Source organism: Natronococcus occultus SP4 (genome assembly GCF_000328685.1).
Lineage (GTDB): Archaea > Halobacteriota > Halobacteria > Halobacteriales > Natrialbaceae > Natronococcus > Natronococcus occultus.
The window spans coordinates 842,139-857,780 of record NC_019974.1; the positions used below are offsets into that span (position 1 = coordinate 842,139).

The window sequence follows — 15,642 nt, forward strand, 5'->3', positions numbered from 1 at the left end:
GGTGGATCGTGTCGGCCTGGTCGTCAACCCCGCCGCCGGGCGCGACATCCGGCGGCTCACCGGCGGCGCCAGCGTCGTCGACGACTACGCGAAGCGACGGGTCGCCGACTGCGTCCTCGAGGGGCTGACCGCGGTCGCCGACCCCCTGGCCGTCCGGCTGATGCCCGACCGGTCCGGGATCGCCGACCACGTCCTCGAGGAGGCGCCCGACGAGCTCGAGGCCGCGGCCCTGGAGATGTCCGTCGAGAATACGGCCGCGGACACGCGTCGAGCGGCCGCGCAGTTTCGCAAGCAGGGAGTCGGCGCCGTCGTCGTCCTCGGCGGGGACGGGACGACCCGCGACGTCGCGAGCGAGATCGGCTCGGTTCCGGTCGTCGCCGTCTCGACGGGGACGAACAACGTCGTCCCGTCGGCCGTCGACGGCACCGTCGCGGGCGTCGCCGCAGCGCTGCTCGCGACCGACGTCGTCCCGGCTGCCGACGTCACCGAGCGCCACGGCGTCGTCGAAGCACGGGCCGAGACCCCGAACGGCGAGCGAAACCTGTCCGCGCTGGCGGCCGCCGAGGTGTCCTCGCGGTCGTTTATCGGCTCGCGGGCGCTGCTCGATCCCGGCGACCTCCGTGGGGGCGTCGTCTCGCGGGCCCACCCGGGAGACATCGGCCTCCCCGCAGTCGCCGGAGCACTCGAACCCGTCGCCCCCGCCGCGCCCGGCGGCGTGGCGCTCCGGCTGACCGATCCCGAGGACGCCCCGCGGACCGCGCGGGCGACGCTGGCACCCGGCGTGGTGGCGACCGTCGGGATCGAGTCGTGCGAGCGTGTCGAGCCCGACGACCCGGTTCGGTTCGAGGTTCCGGACGGCGTCGTCGGCGCCGACGGCGAGCGCGAGCTCGAACTCACGGATACGACCGTCGAGTTCCGGGTCCGCGCCGACGGCCCGCGGCTGGTCGACGTCGACGCCGTCCTCGCGGCCGGGAGCGAAGCGGGCGCGTTCGTGATCGAGAGGGCCGACCACCCGCCCGCTCGGGAGGACTGAGACGGCGAGCGGTCGCCCGGGACGAGCCAAAACGCTATCTTCCCGGCCGTCGACGGCATGGTATGGTTGGTGAAGACATACCACAGATCGGCGTCGAGCTCCCCGAACTCTCGCAGGTCGCGTTCGTTGTCGAGGACATAGAGGACGGGATAGACCGGTTCGACGGACTGCTCGGGATCGGTCCCTGGGAGATCCACCGGTTCGAGCCGCCCGCAATGACCGACCGGACCTTCCGGGGCGAGGACGGCGAGTTCTCGATGCTGCTCGCGCTCGCACAGCTCGGGGACACGATGATCGAGCTGATCGAGCCCCTCGAGGGGCCCAGTATCTACACCGAGCACCTCGATGAGCACGGCGAGGGGCTCCACCACGTCGCCTGCTTCGCGTTCGAGGACCCTCACGCCGTCGTCGAGGCGTTCGAGGACGCGGGGATGCCGGTGCTCCAGAGCGGGAACTACGAGGGCGTCGAGTTCTGGTACGTCGACACCGCGGACGAACTCAACGGGACGATCTTCGAGACCGCGGCGAACGTCGAGTCGCTTCCTGAACCCGACGCAACGTACCCGGAGTGAGCGATCCCAGCGACCCTTAGAGACGCTCCCAGGAGAGCTCCAGCGACAGGTCCTCGCGAAGCAGCTGCGAGACGTGACAGCCCCGCTCGCCGAGATCGACGATCCGCTCGAGCGTGTCGTCGTCGGCGTCGCTCTCGAGGCGAATCGTCGCGGCGAGCTGCTCGACGGCGCCGTGCTCGGGTTCGGCGTCGGTCGTGACGTCGATCTCGCCGACTGCGGCGTCGCGCTTTTCGGCCTGGAACCGAACCGAAAGCGAGAGGCAGGCCGCCAGTCCGCCGAGGAAGACGTCGACCGGGGTGGGACCGGTCTCCGAGCCGCCGGCGTCCTCGGGCTCGTCGTAGGACCACTCGAACGAGCCCGCCTCGATCCGGCCGGCCATCCCTTCGGGATTAGAGGCGGTGACGGTTCGGCCGGGCATCTCGGTTTCGGTCCCGTCCGCGCGGTCGACGTCCTCGGGGAGCAGCGACCACGGCTCCTCGACGCGCTCGATCAGCGTCTCGAGGAACCTGGCGGCGTCAGCGCCGTCGACGACCCGGTGGTCGAAAGAGAGGTCGAACGGGAGGTGACGGCGCCACTCGACCCCGTCGTCGGGGTCCCGCGTCGGTCGTTCGGCGACGGCGTCGACTCCGAGGATCGCGACCTGGGGCGGATTGATAACCGGATCGAACGACTCGACGCCCAGCACGCCGAGGTTCGTCACCGTGAACGTCCCGCCCCGCAGGTCGTCCATCGTGTACTCGCCCTCGAGGGCGGCCCCGACGAGCTCGCGGCGCTCGCGTGCGACCGTCTCGAGGGACTTCTTCTCGACGTTCCGGAGCACCGGGGCGATGAGCCCCTGTTCGATGTCGACGGCGACCCCGAGGTTGTGGTCCGCCCAGAGGCGGTGGGTGTCGTCCTCGAAGGTCGCGTTGAACGCGGGATGGTCCTCGAGAGCCGCCGAGACCGCGAGCAGGAGGACGTCCTGGACGGAGACGTCGGCGTCGAGGACGTCGTTCGCGGCGTCGGCCGCGGCGAACAGCGCCTCGGCGTCGGCCTCGCGGTGGGTCGTGACGTGGACGGCCTCGCGGTAGCTCTCGCCGAGCCGCGAGGCGATCGTGCGGCGCATCCCGTCGAAGGGCCGCTCCTCGCGGAGCGTTCGTCCGGCGTCGTCGACCGATTCGGCCGCACGCTCGACGTCGTCCTCGGTGACCGATCCCTGGTACCCCGTCCCTTCGACGGTCGCGAGGTCGACACCCAACTCCTCGGCGCGCTTGCGGGCCCGCGGAGAGGCCTGGACCGCCGTCGCTACGCCCTCGTTGGTCTCGGCCGCACGCTCGACGTCGTCCTCGGTGACCGCGCCCTGGTACCCCGTCCCCTCGATTCCCTCGAGCTCCACGCCGAGCTCCTCGGCCCGTTTCCGTGCGCGTGGCGAGACCTTGCCCGTGTCGGCGGCCGCCCCCGCCCCGGTCGCCGCCTCCGAGGTGGCACCGTCGGTCGCGGCTTCGGCACCCGAGTCCGCGTCCGCGGTCGCAGCAGGCGTCTCGCCGGCGTCAACGTCCTCGAGTTCGGCCTCGACCTCGGCCTCAAGGTCGCCGATATCCGCGTCGGCGGGAGCGACGATCCCGATCGGCGTCCCGGGCGGCACCGACTCGCCCGGCTCGAGGTAGGTTCGCCGGAGGACGCCGTCCTCGCGGGCGTCGATCTCACCGATGCTCTTCTCGGACTCGACCTCGGCGACGAGTTCACCCTCTTCGATCGTCTCGCCTTCCTCGACCGCCCACCCCAGCAGCTCCCCGCGTTCCATCTCCAGCCCGAGCTTCGGCATCTTGATAACATAACCCATGACCCATGATCGCACGACGAGCGAATAAAGCGTATCGGTGGCCGGGCCCGGAGCCGTCAGCGGTCGAACGCCGACGGACCGCCCGCCCGGTACCGGATCGTTCGTTATTTGTCGAATCGAACACTGGTAACGACCGCAGAAGCTCCTCCTAAATTGGATGGTTGTACATTCTTCACGATAGATGCATGGCAATCTATAGCAAAGGCTTTAGGCACGGTGAGACAAAAATTCGGATACGGCTGGCCACCTGGCCACTGATTTCAATGAGCGATGACGAACTCATCTGGCGAGTCTCAGGCGGTTCCGGAGACGGGATCGACTCGACGAGTCAGAACTTCGCGAAGGCGCTGATGCGCTCGGGGCTCGACGTATTCACACACCGCCACTATCCATCGCGGATCCGTGGCGGCCACACCTACGTCGAGATCCGGGCCGCAGCCGACGAGGTACAGTCACGGGGCGACGGCTACAACTTCCTCCTCGCGCTCGGGGACTCCTTCGCCCGGAACCCCCAGGAGGAAGCCTACTACGGCAACGAGGAGATCAAACCCCTCTCGGAGAACCTGGACGAACTCCGCGAGGGCGGTGTCATCGTCTACGACGAAGGGCTGCTCAGCGAGGACGACGTCGAAGAGCTCGAGTTAGAGGAGCGCGCCGAGGAGAACGACTGGCACGTCTACCCGGTCGACCTGCGCGGTCTCGCCAAGGAACACGGCCGCGAGGTCATGCGAAACACCGCCGGTATCGGCGTGACGGCGGCGCTGCTCGACATGGATCTCGAGCACATCGAGGACCTGATGTCCGACGCGATGGGCGGGGACGTCCTCGAGTCGAACCTCGAGATCCTCCACGAGGCCTACGAGATGGTCGACGACGACTTCGAGACGACCCACGACCTGCGCGCCCCCGAGGGGGACCACGACACCGAGCAGGCGCTGCTGTCGGGCTCGAACGCGATCGCCTACGGCGCGATCGACGCCGGCTGTCGGTTCATCGCCGGCTACCCGATGACGCCGTGGACGGACGTCTTCACGATCCTCAGCCAGAACTTCCCCGATATGGGCGGCGTCTCCGAGCAGGTCGAAGACGAGATCGCCGCGGCCGCGCTCGCAGTCGGTGCGAGCCACGCCGGCGTCAAGGCGATGTCCGGCTCCTCGGGCGGCGGGTTCGCGCTGATGAGCGAGCCGCTCGGCCTCGCCGAGATGACCGAGACGCCGGTCGTGCTCATCGAGTCGATGCGCGCCGGTCCCTCGACGGGGATGCCGACCAAACCCGAACAGGCCGACCTAGAGCACGTCCTCTACACGAGTCAGGGCGACTCCCAGCGCGTCGTCTTCGCGCCGGGTAACATCGAGGAGGCCTACGAGCAGACCCGACTGGCCTTCGACATCGCCTGGGACTACCAGATTCCGGCGATCGTCATCTACGACCAGAAGCTCTCGGGCGAGAACAAGAACGTCGACGTCGACTTTTTCGACCGCGAGCCCTCGCCGGATCTCGGCTCGACGCTGACCGAGGAGGAACTGAAGGAGGCCGCCCACGACGCCTCCGGGAAGTTCAAGCGGTTCGATTACAAGGAGGCGACGGACGGCGTCGCCTCGCGATCGATCCCCGGCCAGAAGGGCGGGCGCTACCTCGCGACCGGCAACGAGCACTCGCCGGTCGGTCACATCAGCGAGGACCCCGACAACCGCGTCTTCCAGATGGAGCGACGCCTCGAGAAACTCGAGCAGATCCGCGCGGAGCTCGACGAGGAACGTGACTCCACTCAGACCTACTTCGGGCCGGAGGAGGCCGACTACGGGATCATCACGTGGGGCTCCTCCCAGGGTGCCGTCGAGGAAGCGATCGAGCGCCTGAACGAGCAAGGCCACTCGGTAAAGGGCATCAGCGTCTCCGATATGATGCCTTTCGCCGAGACGGAGGTCACGGAGTTCCTCGAGAGCGTCGACGAGGCGATGGTCGTCGAGATGAACGCCACCGCGCAGTTCCGCGGCCTGATCCAGAAGGAGCTGGGTCGGTTCGGCGACAAGATGACCAGCCTCCTGAAGTTCAACGGCAACCCCTTCGAGCCCGCCGAGATCGTCGAGGGCTACGAAGTCAACCTGGCCGACGAGGACCGGCAGCCAGAGGCACAGGTGCGAATCGAACCCGCTGCAGGTGACTGAACAATGAGTGCATTCAACGCAATCGGTGAGGAACGAGAGATCGACCGGGACGAGTTTACGCCCGGTGTGGAACCGCAGCCGACCTGGTGTCCGGGCTGTGGCGACTTCGGCGTACTGAAGTCGCTGAAGCAGGCACTCCCCGAACTCGGCAAGAACCCGGAGGAGGTCCTGACGGTCACCGGAATCGGCTGTTCCGGCAAGCTCAACAGCTACCTCGACACGTACGGATTCCACACGATCCACGGCCGCTCGCTGCCCGTCGCCCGCGCGGCGAAGCTGGCCAACCCCGAGCTCGAGGTCATCGCCGCCGGCGGTGACGGCGACGGCTACGGGATCGGCGGCAACCACTGGATCCACTCGGCCCGCGAGAACCACGACATCACGTACATCGTGTTCAACAACGAGATCTTCGGGCTGACGAAGGGCCAGACCTCGCCCACCAGCCCGAAGGGCCACAAGTCCAAGACCCAGCCCTCCGGCAGCGCGAAGACGCCGCTGCGACCGCTGTCGACGTCGCTGAACGCCGGTGCGAGCTACATCGCCCGCACCGCCGCGGTCAACCCCAACCAGGCAAAGGAGATCATCAAGGAAGCCATCGAACACGACGGCTTCGCCCACGTCGACTTCCTGACCCAGTGTCCGACCTGGAACAAGGACGCCCGCCAGTACGTCCCCTACATCGACATCCAGGACTCCGAGGACTACGACCACGACATGAACGACCGCGCCGAGGCCGCCGAGATCATGCGTGAGACCGAGGACGTCCTCAACGAGGGGACCGTCCTGACGGGTCGGTACTACGTCGACGAGGACCGTCCGTCCTACACCGAGGAGAAAAAGGCCGTCGGCGAGATGCCCGACCAGCCCCTGGCCGAGCGGTACTTCGACGAGGACGCCGAGTGGGAGCGCAGCTACGACCTGCTCGAGCGCCACAAGTAGACCGACACCCCGAGCGATCTTTTTCGAGGTTGTATCCGAGCCGACAGAAATATCGTTCGAGAGGGTGACGTATCGGGTATAGATCCGGCTCGACGGTACCGGCTCTCGATGCTCGTCCTCGGGGGCTGTGCGTTCGTCTACGGGGGCGTCGGGTTCGTCCGTGACGGATGGGTGGCGCGATTCCGGGGCCCGGGCGAACGCTGCTCGTCGCCGGCGGCGCCGTGACCCTCGTCACCTTCGCGACCGGAATCGACGGGACGGAAGCGGAAACCGCCAGACAGAACGCCGGAATCGCTACGTCGGGGCGTCGATGGCCGCGGTCGGGACGGGGGTGGTCCTGCTCGGGACGGTCCTTGGAGTGTTCTGAGCACGCTCCGGTCTCGCTTCGACTCGCTCACTCCATCGCGTCGTCGTCGTCCGGCTCGTACCCCCACCCCTGCGCGAACCGCTTCGTGAGCGAGCTCAGGACCAGCAGGGCGACGAGCAGACCGCCGAACGCCGTCGAGGAGAACCCGTACAGCAGCTGGTGGACGCCGTAGGCGACGGTCGCCAGTCCCATCAGCAGGGCCGTCGTCCCGGCCCGTCGCGAGACGTAGTCGGGATCGACGTCCTCGTCGTAGTGAACGTGCAGATCGGCCCGCCCGCCGAACGCGATCAGGACGGCGGGGGCGAGGATGACGAGCCCACAGCAGATCCAGAACGCTCCTAGCAGGACGTTCGCGTCGACCATCGACGGCCATCGGCGGAGCGAGCGAATAAATCCGGCGATCGTTCGACCGGAAGCTTCACTCATGGGAGCCGACGTTTTCGAATACAAAAGTTATTTTCCGCCCGGAGCAAAACTATACCGTATGAGCACCCAAGCGACGGAAGACCGCATCCTTGCGGTCCTCGAGGAGGACGCACAGGCGTCCTACGCCGAGATCGCCGAGCGGGCCGACGTCTCGAAGCCGACGGTTCGCAAGTACATCAACCAGCTCGAGGAGGAGGGGGTCATCGTGGGCTACTCGGCCGACGTCGACCCGAAGAAGCTCTCCAGCCAGACGATCGCGTTGGTCGGGCTCGACGTGGCCAGCGAACGCTACGTCGAGGCGACGAAGACGATCAAGGAACTCGAGGAAGTCGAGGCCCTCTACAGCTCCAGCGGCGACCACATGCTGATGGCCGAGGTCCGCGCCGAGGACGGCGACGCGCTCGGCGAGATCATCTCCGAGGAGCTGCTCGAGATCGAGGGCGTCACGGCCGCCCACCCCTCGTTCCTCCAGGAACGGCTCAAGTAACGGCCTCGAGTGCACCGTCGGCTCCGTCGCTTTTCGCCGTTCGCCCTGCTACGTTCTCCCGACTCACCCGGTCCGTCGGATCAATATGCGCTCGGCGCGTAGCTGCCGCCGTGACCGAGACGATACTGCTGGATATGGACGGCGTCGTCCTCGAGGGACCGGGGACGCCGCAGTCGGTCTACGACCGCGCGGCCGACACGGCTGCGGCCGAGCTCGGGCTTGAGCCGACGGACCGACAGCGTGCTGATCTCCGCGCCCACGGCTACGAGACCGTCGAGTCCGCCTGTTGCGCTCTCGGCGCGGATCCCCGGGAGTTCTGGCGGCGAAAGGAGGCCGCGGCCTCCCGGCTCGCAGCCGATCGAATCCGTTCGGGCGAGCGGGCCCGCTACGAGGACGTCGCGGCCCTGGAGTCGCTCGCCGAACGGGCGACGCTCGCGCTCGTCAGCAACAACCGCCACGAGACCGTCCGGTTCGTCGCCGACCACCTTCCGGTGCCGTTCGCGGCCGCCAGAGGACGGGATCCCACGCCCGAAGGGTTCTGTCGTCGCAAACCCGACCCCCATCTCCTCCGGGAGACCCTCGACGAGCTGGGGATCGAGGCGGGGCTCTACGTCGGCGACCGCGAGACCGACGTCCTCGCCGCCGAGGAGGTGGGCCTCGAGGCCGCCTACCTCAGACGCCCCCACAACGCCGACGTACCGCTGCCCGAGGACGCGGCCTACGAGATCGAGTCCCTCGGGGAGCTGGGCAACGTCCTCGAGAAGCGGTAAGCAGCGGCCGATAGGCGCGCGCTTTTCCCCTCGACGCCCCTACCGAGGGCATGGCCACCTACGAGCGCGAGACGCGCGTCGACGCGCCGCTCGAGGACGTCTGGCAGTTCTACTCGCGAGTGTCGGGGCTCGAGGCGGTGACGCCGGGCTGGATGGGACTGACCGTCGACTCGGTCGTCGGTCCCGACGGGGAGCCGGAGCCGGGCGTCCTCGAGGCCGGCTCGCGGGTCACGCTGTCGACCCGCCCGTTCGGCGTCGGACCGCGCCAGCAGTGGACGTCGGTGATCACCGAGCGCGAACGGGCCGACGGGACGGCCTACTTCCGCGACGAGATGGTCGACGGCCCGTTCGAGCGGTGGGTCCACACCCACGCCTTCTACGGCGACGGCGACGAGACGCTCCTGCGGGACCGCGTCGAGTACGAGCTCCCGCTGGGTCCGCTCGGCAGGGCGGCGACGCCGTTCTCGCGGGTCGGCTTCGAGACGATGTTCCGGGCTCGTCACCGGCTGACGAGGGACGAACTCGAGTAGCCGATCGACGGACGAACCACGCCTGTTTTGATCGCGGCGTCGCTACCCTGCTCTATGAGTTCGCACGATCGCCGACCGGTCGCTCGCCGACGGCTACTGGGCGTCCTCGGCGCGGGCGTTTGCGTCGGCACCGCGGGGTGTCTGGACGATGACGACGGTGACGACGATGGCGACGGGGACGGGGACGAGGACGCGGACGACGGCGAACACCCGAACGCGCCCCACATCGAGGAGTCGGGCGACAACCCCCTCGAGTTCCAGCAGAGCCAGAGCTGTGTCGTCTGTGCGATGACGCCGACGGACTACCCCGACTGGCACAGCCAGCTCGCCCACGAGAACGACGAGCGGGCGATCTTCTGTTCCTCGGGCTGTATGACCGCCTACCTCGCCGACGTCCCGGTCGACTCGGAGATCGTCGGCGCCTGGACGGTCGACTACGAGACCGGCGACTTGATCGACGCCACGGAGGCCCACTTCGTGATCGTCACCGACGAAGACGGCGTCGACGACGAGGTGATGGGGCTGAACCCCCGCGCGTTCGCCGACGAGGACGACGCCCTGGACTACCTCGAGGAGTGGGACGCCGAGGAGCTCACGGCGGACGACGTGGTCGGCTTCGGCGAGATCGACGCCGACGTCGCCTCGATCTACCGGGACGGGCGGTTTCCGGAGAGTTGAGCCAGTTCGAGCCCCGCAGACGGCGAGCACGAACCGCGCCGCGAGGACGGTCGGGATCGGTGCCGACTTCGAGGATCCGACAGCGGCCCCGCTGAACGGGCACCGGAAGGCGTTTGTGCCGCTCACGTATTGTGACACGACGTGAACGGGTACGGGTCCGATCTCGAGGTGACGCCGCTTGGCGCCCTCGCCTTCGCGATCTTCGCTGCGAGCACGAGCGCCATCCTGGTGCGCTGGAGCGGTGCCCCCAGCTCGGTCGCCGCCTTCTACCGGGTCCTGTTTACGACGGCGATCGTCGCGCCGATCGCTCTGGTGTGGTACCGCGAGGAGTTCGCCCGCCTCTCGCGGCGGGATCTGGGGTTTGCGATCGTCGCCGGCGTCGCGCTCGCGGTCCACTTCGCGGCCTGGTTCGAGAGCCTGAATCACACGAGCGTCGCCGCCAGCGTGACGCTGGTCCAGACCCAACCCATCTTCGTCGCCCTCGGTGCAGCGCTGGTGCTGGGCGAGCGCGTCAACCGCGAGACCGTCGTCGGCATCGTCGTTGCCCTGCTCGGGGCGACCGCGATGTCGCTTGGCGACGCCGGCGAGGCGCCGATCTCGGACGCGACCATGTACGGCAACGCGCTGGCCGTGCTCGGGGCCGTCACCGTCGCGGGCTACGTCCTCGCGGGGCGGTCGATCCGGCAACGCGTCTCGCTGTTTCCGTACGTGACCGTCGTCTACGCGGCCTGCTCGCTGACGCTCGCGCTCCTCGTGGGCGCGCAGGGCCACGCGTACCTCGCGTACCCCCCACGGGAGTGGCTGCTCTTTCTCGGGATGGCGATCGGTCCCGGCATCTTCGGGCACACGATCGTCAACTGGGCGCTGAAACACCTCGAGTCGGTCGTCGTCAGCGTCACCTGGCTGGGCGAACCGATCGGCGCGACGCTGCTGGCGCTGGTCTTGCTCGCGGAGGTCCCCGACGCGATCACGGTCGGCGGCGGGCTCGTCGTCCTCGCGGGCATCTACGTGACGACGATCGAACGGGAACGGCGCCGGAGCTCGTAGCTCACTCCGAGAGCGTCTCGAGGTAGGCTCTGCCGTCGTCGGTGATCACGTAGACGCCGCCCGAGATCTGCCGGACGTGACCCTCGGACTGGAGCTCGTAGCAGCGTTCGGTGATCGTCACGGGGTGGGTCTCGAACTCGTCTGCTAGCGTCACCATCTCGGCCGGTCCCCGCTCGGCAAGCGTAGCTAACAGCGCTTGATCCGAGCAACCTTGCATGTGTGCTATTACCTCACACAGCAATAAGGAATATAAGGATTTCGACGCGGACGGCGATCGCTCGCGCCGCCACGGGCGGCAGCCGTTCTCCGAAGCGAATCTGATCGGTAGCTAGCTCCTCCCGAGCTAGGTTATCGTCGTCGCCGTCGTAGCTCGTATCGGTGAGTCAGCGATGGCCACGAGAGAAGAAACAACGAGAGAGCGCGTCGAGCCTACCTCGCCGCTGCTGGACGTCATCACGAACGAGGTGCCGGTCGTCACCCGACTCGAAATCGAGTGAGACACCGTCTTTCGGAACGACCTTTTTCGACGGCCCTACCCCGGTAACGTCGCCGTCACCGCGTGACACCACCGTGAGGGAAGCGTCTCAAGGACCGAGCTCGTAGCGGCGGTATGGCACCCGAAACCCCCGGCCTCCACCACGTGACCGCGATCGCGGGCGATCCGCAGCGCAACGCCGACTTCTACGTCGGTACGCTGGGACTGCGCCTCGTCAAGCGGACCGTCAACCACGACGATCCCGGCACCTACCACCTCTACTTTGGCGACGGGGAGGGGACGCCCGGGACGAACGTCACCTTCTTTCCGTGGACCGACGAGGGCCGTCCCGGGCAGTTCGGCGCGGGTCAGACGAAGACGACCGCCTACCGCGTGCCGTCGGCGTCGGTCGACTACTGGCGCGATCGCCTCGAGTCGCGGGGCGTCGCGGTCGACGTCGCGGAGCGGTTCGGCGAGACGGTCCTCCGGTTCGAGGACCCGGACGGGATCGAGTTCGAGCTCGTCGCCACAAGCGAGGCGCATTCGGTCTCGGACAGCGCGAGCGGCGGCTCGAACGCGACGCCGTGGACCGACGGCCCGGTCCCGACCGACCACCAGCTCCGGGGCTTTCACGGCGTGACCCTCGCGGTCGACTCGATGGCGCCGACCGCGGCCGTGCTGACCGACGTGCTGGGGTACGAGCTCGCGGACGAGGCCGAGGGCCGACGGCGCTATCGGAGCGCGGCGGGCGGTCCGGGATCGATCGTCGACCTCGTCGAGACCGACGCCGGACGCGGTCGGATGGGCGTCGGCACGGTCCACCACGTCGCGTTTTCGGTCGCCGACGTCGAGGAACAGGCGGCGTGGCGCGAGGCCTTCGCCGACCACGGGCTCTCGCCGACCGAGGTGATCGACCGGAAGTACTTCCGCTCGATCTACGTCCGCGAGCCCGGCGGCGTCCTCGTCGAGATGGCGACGACGGGCCCCGGGTTCGCCGTCGACGAGGACGCCGCGGAACTCGGCTCCGAGCTCGTTCTCCCCGACCACCTCGAGGACGAGCGCGAGCGGATCGAGGCCCAGCTGCCGCCGTTTGACGGGCCGACCGTCGACGCGGACGACTGAGCCGGGCCGCACCGCGACCGGGCCGGCTGACGCCGCTGGTCCTTTTTACTGCGATCCCGTCCTACGGGGAGCCATGACCGCACCCGACGCGACGACGCGCGATCCGGCCTTCCGGTTCGAGTACCACCCCGCGACGATCAGGTTCGGCGCGGGCTGTGTTGACGATCTCGCGGACGAACTCGAGCGACGCGGCCTCGAGCGCGCGCTGGTGGTCTGTGGCTCCACTGTCGGGAGCACGCCCGACGTGATCGACCCAGTCCGCGAGGGGCTGGGCGATCGGCTGGCTGGCGTCTTCGACGAGACGACGCCCGACAAGCGCCTCGGGACCGCCTTCGACGGGCTCGATCGCCTCGAGGACGCCGGCGCCGACGCCATCGTCGCCCTCGGAGGCGGGAGCAGCCTCGACGTCGCGAAGACGATCGCCGTCCTCGCGGGGAGCGACCGCCCGCGCGATCGGATCGCCGAGGAGTTCGCCCAGACGGGGACGATCGACGTCCCCGACGATCCGACACCGATCGTCGCGATCCCGACGACGCTGGCCGGCGCCGACCTCTCGACGGGCGCCGGGATCACCGCCGCGCCCGACTCGGGGCTGGTCGACGAGGAGCTCGGCGGCGGGATCTCCGACCCCGGGCTGATGCCGACCGCGGCCGTCTACGACCCCGAACTGGTCGCAACGACGCCGGACTCGATCCTCGCGGGCTCGGCCATGAACGGGTTCGACAAGGGTCTCGAAACGATCTACGCGGCCGACGCGACCCCGGTGACCGACGCGACGGCCAGGCACGGCCTCGAGAAACTCGAGGACGGACTTGAGGCGTTCGGGCAGGGCGAGCGCGACCGCGAGGTCTACGAGACGCTGCTCGAAGGACTCGTCCTCGTCCAGTACGGGATCTCCCGTCCCGACGGAACGACGCTGTCGGTCGTCCACGCCTTCGGCCACGGGCTGCGGGACGCCTACGACCTCCAGCAGGGGGTCGCCCACGCCGTCGTCGTCCCTTACGTCCTCCGCTACCTCTTCGAGCACGAGGACGTCGACGCGCGGGCCGGGCTGCTCGCGAACGCGCTGGGGGTCGGCGAGGCCGCGGACCACGGCGCCGCGGTCGTCGACCGGGTCGCGACACTGCGCGACGAGCTCGGCCTCCCCGCCCGCCTGCGGGACCTCGAGCCCGTCACGGACGACGACTTCGCCGCCGTCGCGGAGGCGATCCTCGCCGACGGCTTCATGGCCAACGCGCCGCCGGGACTGGACCCGACCGCCGAGGAGATCGAGGACGTCCTCGAGAAGGCCTGGTAGTTCGTCAGTAGCTGGGAGTACGCGTTCTCTGTTCGGGCGAGTCGGAATAGCTCGAACTGTTACGTAGAGCGTGCGTATGGAACGGAGCGGGTCGGAGAAGCGTACGCCGAGCGAAGCGAGGCGTTTCACCGACGGCGAGCCTGACGGGCGAGCCGTCGGCCTTTTTTCATCGAACTTTTTTGCCGGGGGTTGAGGCTGACGCCGAAGGCGTCAGCCGATGCCCCCGGTAAAAAAGTTCGCTGTACGTAACGCGAGTTTCGTTCGAGAGTGCGAACTGTGCTACTATCTACTGCTATCGCTCGAGGTCGGCCGACGCGGGCGGTTCGACGCCCCGTCGTTGCGGTTCCATCCCGTCGTGGAGCGGCGAGACGAGCCTGAGCAGGGAGACGACGAGCACCGTTGTTCCGGCCGCGAGGACGAAGAGGACGGTCGGCGCAGCGAGGTGGACGACCTCGAGGACGGAGAGTCCGAACCCCCCGGTGGCAAGCGAGACGACGGTCCAGCCGCCGAGCTCGTCGGGGACGGCCGCGAGCAGCCACTCCCGGAAGAGGATCGCGTAGGCGAACCCGGCCCAGACGCCGACGGCGAGCGCGAGCCAGCTCTCGCCGGGCGCGAGCCCGCCCAGATCGCCGGCCGCGAACCAGGCGAACAGCGGCAGTCCGACGAGCAAGACGAGGAACTCGCCCACCCGTCCCGACGGGGTGATCCAGTCGCCGTCCTCGTCGCGGCACCGGTCGAGCGGGGTCCGCGTCATCACTCGTCGGTTCGACGACGACCAGGTTGAATGTTTCCCGCACCGACACCTCTCTCGGCGACGGACCGCGAACCCCCTCGCATACCAGCACGCCTCTCCGGAAGCGCGGGATACTCCGGTCCGGAGCCCGTCCGTCGAAATACGATGAGCGAGATGACCGCCCACGTGCTCGAGGAGTACGGCGATCCGGACAACTTCGCAGAGACGACCGTCGAGGTCCCCGATCCCGGCCCGGAGGAGATCCGCGTCGAGGTCGCCGCGACCAGCCTCAACCCGGTCGACTACAAGATCCGCCGGGGCGACCTCGCCGATATCGGTCCCGAGATGCCCGCCATCTTGCACTGTGACGTCTCGGGGGTCGTCGACGCCGTCGGCGAGGACGTCGAGGACTTCGAGGCGGGCGACGAGGTTTACGGGATGCCCGGCGGCGCGGGCCGCCAGGGCGCGCTCGCGGAGTACGTCGTCGGCCACGCGGGGACGTTCGCACACGCTCCCGAAGCGATTTCGCTCGAGGAGAGCGCGGCCCTGCCCGTCGTCGCGCTGACCGCCTGGGAGATGCTCGCCGACAAGACGACCGTCGACATCGACGAGGAGGTGCTGGTCTACGGCGCCAGCGGCGGCGTCGGCCACATCGGGGTGCAAGTCGCGAAGTGGTTCGGCGGCGAGGTGACCGCGACGGGCTCGAGCGACGCCAAGCTGGAGCTGGCGGCGGAGCTGGGCGCCGACGCGACCGTCGACTACACCGAAACAGACGTCGAGCGCTACGCCGCCGAGCACGCCAGCGGCGACGGGTTCGACACCGTTTTCGACCCGATCGGCGACGACCACCTCGAAACGGCGTTCGAGGCGGTGCGGCCGTTCGGGACCGTCGTCACGACCGAATCGAGCGCGGCCGGGGAGCTCGACCTCTCGCCGATGCACATGAACTCCCTCGAGCTCGGCGTCGTGCTGGTCATCCTCCCGGTGATACTCGGCGAGCGCCAGGAACGGATCGGCGAGGAGCTCGCCGACATCGCGGCGCTGGTCGACGACGGCGCGGTCGAACCGCATATCGACAAGCGGTTCGGGTTCGACGAGGTTGCCGACGCCCACCGCCTGGGCGAGGACGGCGACTTCGTCGGAAAGCTGCTGCTGGTCAACGAGTAGGTCCCGTCG

Annotated in this window: 16 protein-coding genes; 12 read left to right on the top strand and 4 right to left on the bottom strand. The window is 68.6% G+C overall.

Features of this window, described 5'->3' with window-relative positions; translation table 11 throughout:
• Position 1 precedes the first annotated feature (1 nt).
• Both NATOC_RS04195 and NATOC_RS04200 read left to right on the top strand, forming a co-directional pair.
• Entirely contained in the window at positions 2-1,033 is a 1,032-nt protein-coding gene (locus tag NATOC_RS04195) for an NAD(+)/NADH kinase (protein ID WP_015320175.1), read from the top strand.
• A 62-nt stretch (positions 1,034-1,095) separates the two neighbouring features.
• Positions 1,096-1,605 (top strand): VOC family protein, encoded by a 510-nt coding sequence (locus NATOC_RS04200; protein WP_015320176.1) that lies wholly within the window; start codon positions 1,096-1,098, stop codon positions 1,603-1,605.
• A gap of 16 nt (positions 1,606-1,621) precedes the next feature.
• On the opposite strand, the gene NATOC_RS04205 is transcribed toward NATOC_RS04200, so the two are convergent.
• The gene (locus tag NATOC_RS04205) at positions 1,622-3,427 is read right to left on the bottom strand and encodes a 2-oxo acid dehydrogenase subunit E2 (protein ID WP_015320177.1); all 1,806 of its coding nucleotides are present in this window, start codon (positions 3,425-3,427) and stop codon (positions 1,622-1,624) included.
• 263 nt (positions 3,428-3,690) lie between these two features.
• On the opposite strand from NATOC_RS04205, the gene NATOC_RS04210 reads away from it, so the two are divergent.
• Together NATOC_RS04210 and NATOC_RS04215 are read left to right on the top strand one after the other, a co-directional pair.
• Entirely contained in the window at positions 3,691-5,595 is a 1,905-nt protein-coding gene (locus NATOC_RS04210) for a 2-oxoacid:acceptor oxidoreductase subunit alpha (RefSeq protein ID WP_049888648.1), read from the top strand.
• Positions 5,596-5,598: 3 nt separating this feature from the next.
• A complete protein-coding gene (locus NATOC_RS04215) occupies positions 5,599-6,534 on the top strand; it encodes a thiamine pyrophosphate-dependent enzyme (RefSeq protein ID WP_015320179.1) in 936 nt (311 codons plus the stop codon).
• Positions 6,535-6,928: 394 nt separating this feature from the next.
• On the opposite strand, the gene NATOC_RS04220 is transcribed toward NATOC_RS04215, so the two are convergent.
• The gene (locus NATOC_RS04220) at positions 6,929-7,264 is read right to left on the bottom strand and encodes a hypothetical protein (RefSeq protein WP_015320181.1); all 336 of its coding nucleotides are present in this window, start codon (positions 7,262-7,264) and stop codon (positions 6,929-6,931) included.
• 121 nt (positions 7,265-7,385) lie between these two features.
• Between NATOC_RS04220 and lrpA1 the strand changes: the two genes are divergently transcribed.
• The 5 genes from lrpA1 (at position 7,386) to NATOC_RS04245 (ending at position 10,839) form a co-directional block, all read left to right on the top strand.
• Positions 7,386-7,814: an HTH-type transcriptional regulator LrpA1 gene (lrpA1, locus tag NATOC_RS04225; RefSeq protein WP_015320182.1), complete on the top strand. Its 429-nt coding sequence runs from the start codon at positions 7,386-7,388 to the stop codon at positions 7,812-7,814.
• 110 nt (positions 7,815-7,924) lie between these two features.
• Positions 7,925-8,584 (top strand): HAD family hydrolase, encoded by a 660-nt coding sequence (locus NATOC_RS04230; RefSeq protein WP_015320183.1) that lies wholly within the window; start codon positions 7,925-7,927, stop codon positions 8,582-8,584.
• A gap of 50 nt (positions 8,585-8,634) precedes the next feature.
• Entirely contained in the window at positions 8,635-9,114 is a 480-nt protein-coding gene (locus NATOC_RS04235) for an SRPBCC family protein (protein ID WP_015320184.1), read from the top strand.
• Between the two features lie 54 nt (positions 9,115-9,168).
• A complete protein-coding gene (locus tag NATOC_RS04240) occupies positions 9,169-9,792 on the top strand; it encodes a nitrous oxide reductase accessory protein NosL (protein ID WP_015320185.1) in 624 nt (207 codons plus the stop codon).
• A 141-nt stretch (positions 9,793-9,933) separates the two neighbouring features.
• Positions 9,934-10,839 (top strand): DMT family transporter, encoded by a 906-nt coding sequence (locus tag NATOC_RS04245; protein ID WP_015320186.1) that lies wholly within the window; start codon positions 9,934-9,936, stop codon positions 10,837-10,839.
• 1 nt (position 10,840) lies between these two features.
• Here NATOC_RS04245 and NATOC_RS21695 read toward each other — a convergent pair whose 3' ends face one another.
• Entirely contained in the window at positions 10,841-11,056 is a 216-nt protein-coding gene (locus NATOC_RS21695; protein ID WP_015320187.1) for a hypothetical protein, read from the bottom strand.
• 393 nt (positions 11,057-11,449) lie between these two features.
• On the opposite strand from NATOC_RS21695, the gene NATOC_RS04250 reads away from it, so the two are divergent.
• Both NATOC_RS04250 and NATOC_RS04255 read left to right on the top strand, forming a co-directional pair.
• On the top strand, positions 11,450-12,436 hold the full coding sequence (locus NATOC_RS04250; RefSeq protein WP_015320188.1) for a ring-cleaving dioxygenase: 987 nt from the start codon (positions 11,450-11,452) through the stop codon (positions 12,434-12,436).
• A 73-nt stretch (positions 12,437-12,509) separates the two neighbouring features.
• Positions 12,510-13,733, top strand: coding sequence for an iron-containing alcohol dehydrogenase family protein (locus tag NATOC_RS04255; protein WP_015320189.1), 1,224 nt, complete (start codon positions 12,510-12,512; stop codon positions 13,731-13,733).
• A gap of 292 nt (positions 13,734-14,025) precedes the next feature.
• On the opposite strand, the gene NATOC_RS04260 is transcribed toward NATOC_RS04255, so the two are convergent.
• Positions 14,026-14,487 carry a hypothetical protein gene (locus NATOC_RS04260; RefSeq protein WP_015320190.1) on the bottom strand — a complete coding sequence of 154 codons (462 nt, stop codon included), beginning with the start codon at positions 14,485-14,487 and terminating at the stop codon, positions 14,026-14,028.
• Positions 14,488-14,631: 144 nt separating this feature from the next.
• Between NATOC_RS04260 and NATOC_RS04265 the strand changes: the two genes are divergently transcribed.
• On the top strand, positions 14,632-15,633 hold the full coding sequence (locus NATOC_RS04265; protein WP_015320191.1) for a zinc-binding dehydrogenase: 1,002 nt from the start codon (positions 14,632-14,634) through the stop codon (positions 15,631-15,633).
• Positions 15,634-15,642: the final 9 nt, after the last annotated feature.

What these genes read in the sequence shown, in the direction of transcription:
- NATOC_RS04255 (WP_015320189.1), top strand. Translation starts at nt 12,510, where the DNA reads ATGACCGCACCCGACGCGACGACGCGCGATCCGGCCTTCCGGTTCGAG.
- NATOC_RS04265 (WP_015320191.1), top strand. Translation starts at nt 14,632, where the DNA reads ATGAGCGAGATGACCGCCCACGTGCTCGAGGAGTACGGCGATCCGGAC.
- NATOC_RS04260 (WP_015320190.1), bottom strand. Translation starts at nt 14,487, where the DNA reads ATGACGCGGACCCCGCTCGACCGGTGCCGCGACGAGGACGGCGACTGG.
- lrpA1 (WP_015320182.1), top strand. Translation starts at nt 7,386, where the DNA reads ATGAGCACCCAAGCGACGGAAGACCGCATCCTTGCGGTCCTCGAGGAG.
- NATOC_RS04215 (WP_015320179.1), top strand. Translation starts at nt 5,599, where the DNA reads ATGAGTGCATTCAACGCAATCGGTGAGGAACGAGAGATCGACCGGGAC.
- NATOC_RS04250 (WP_015320188.1), top strand. Translation starts at nt 11,450, where the DNA reads ATGGCACCCGAAACCCCCGGCCTCCACCACGTGACCGCGATCGCGGGC.
- NATOC_RS04210 (WP_049888648.1), top strand. Translation starts at nt 3,691, where the DNA reads ATGAGCGATGACGAACTCATCTGGCGAGTCTCAGGCGGTTCCGGAGAC.
- NATOC_RS04205 (WP_015320177.1), bottom strand. Translation starts at nt 3,427, where the DNA reads ATGGGTTATGTTATCAAGATGCCGAAGCTCGGGCTGGAGATGGAACGC.
- NATOC_RS04220 (WP_015320181.1), bottom strand. Translation starts at nt 7,264, where the DNA reads ATGGTCGACGCGAACGTCCTGCTAGGAGCGTTCTGGATCTGCTGTGGG.
- NATOC_RS04235 (WP_015320184.1), top strand. Translation starts at nt 8,635, where the DNA reads ATGGCCACCTACGAGCGCGAGACGCGCGTCGACGCGCCGCTCGAGGAC.
- NATOC_RS04200 (WP_015320176.1), top strand. Translation starts at nt 1,096, where the DNA reads ATGGTTGGTGAAGACATACCACAGATCGGCGTCGAGCTCCCCGAACTC.
- NATOC_RS04240 (WP_015320185.1), top strand. Translation starts at nt 9,169, where the DNA reads ATGAGTTCGCACGATCGCCGACCGGTCGCTCGCCGACGGCTACTGGGC.
- NATOC_RS21695 (WP_015320187.1), bottom strand. Translation starts at nt 11,056, where the DNA reads ATGCAAGGTTGCTCGGATCAAGCGCTGTTAGCTACGCTTGCCGAGCGG.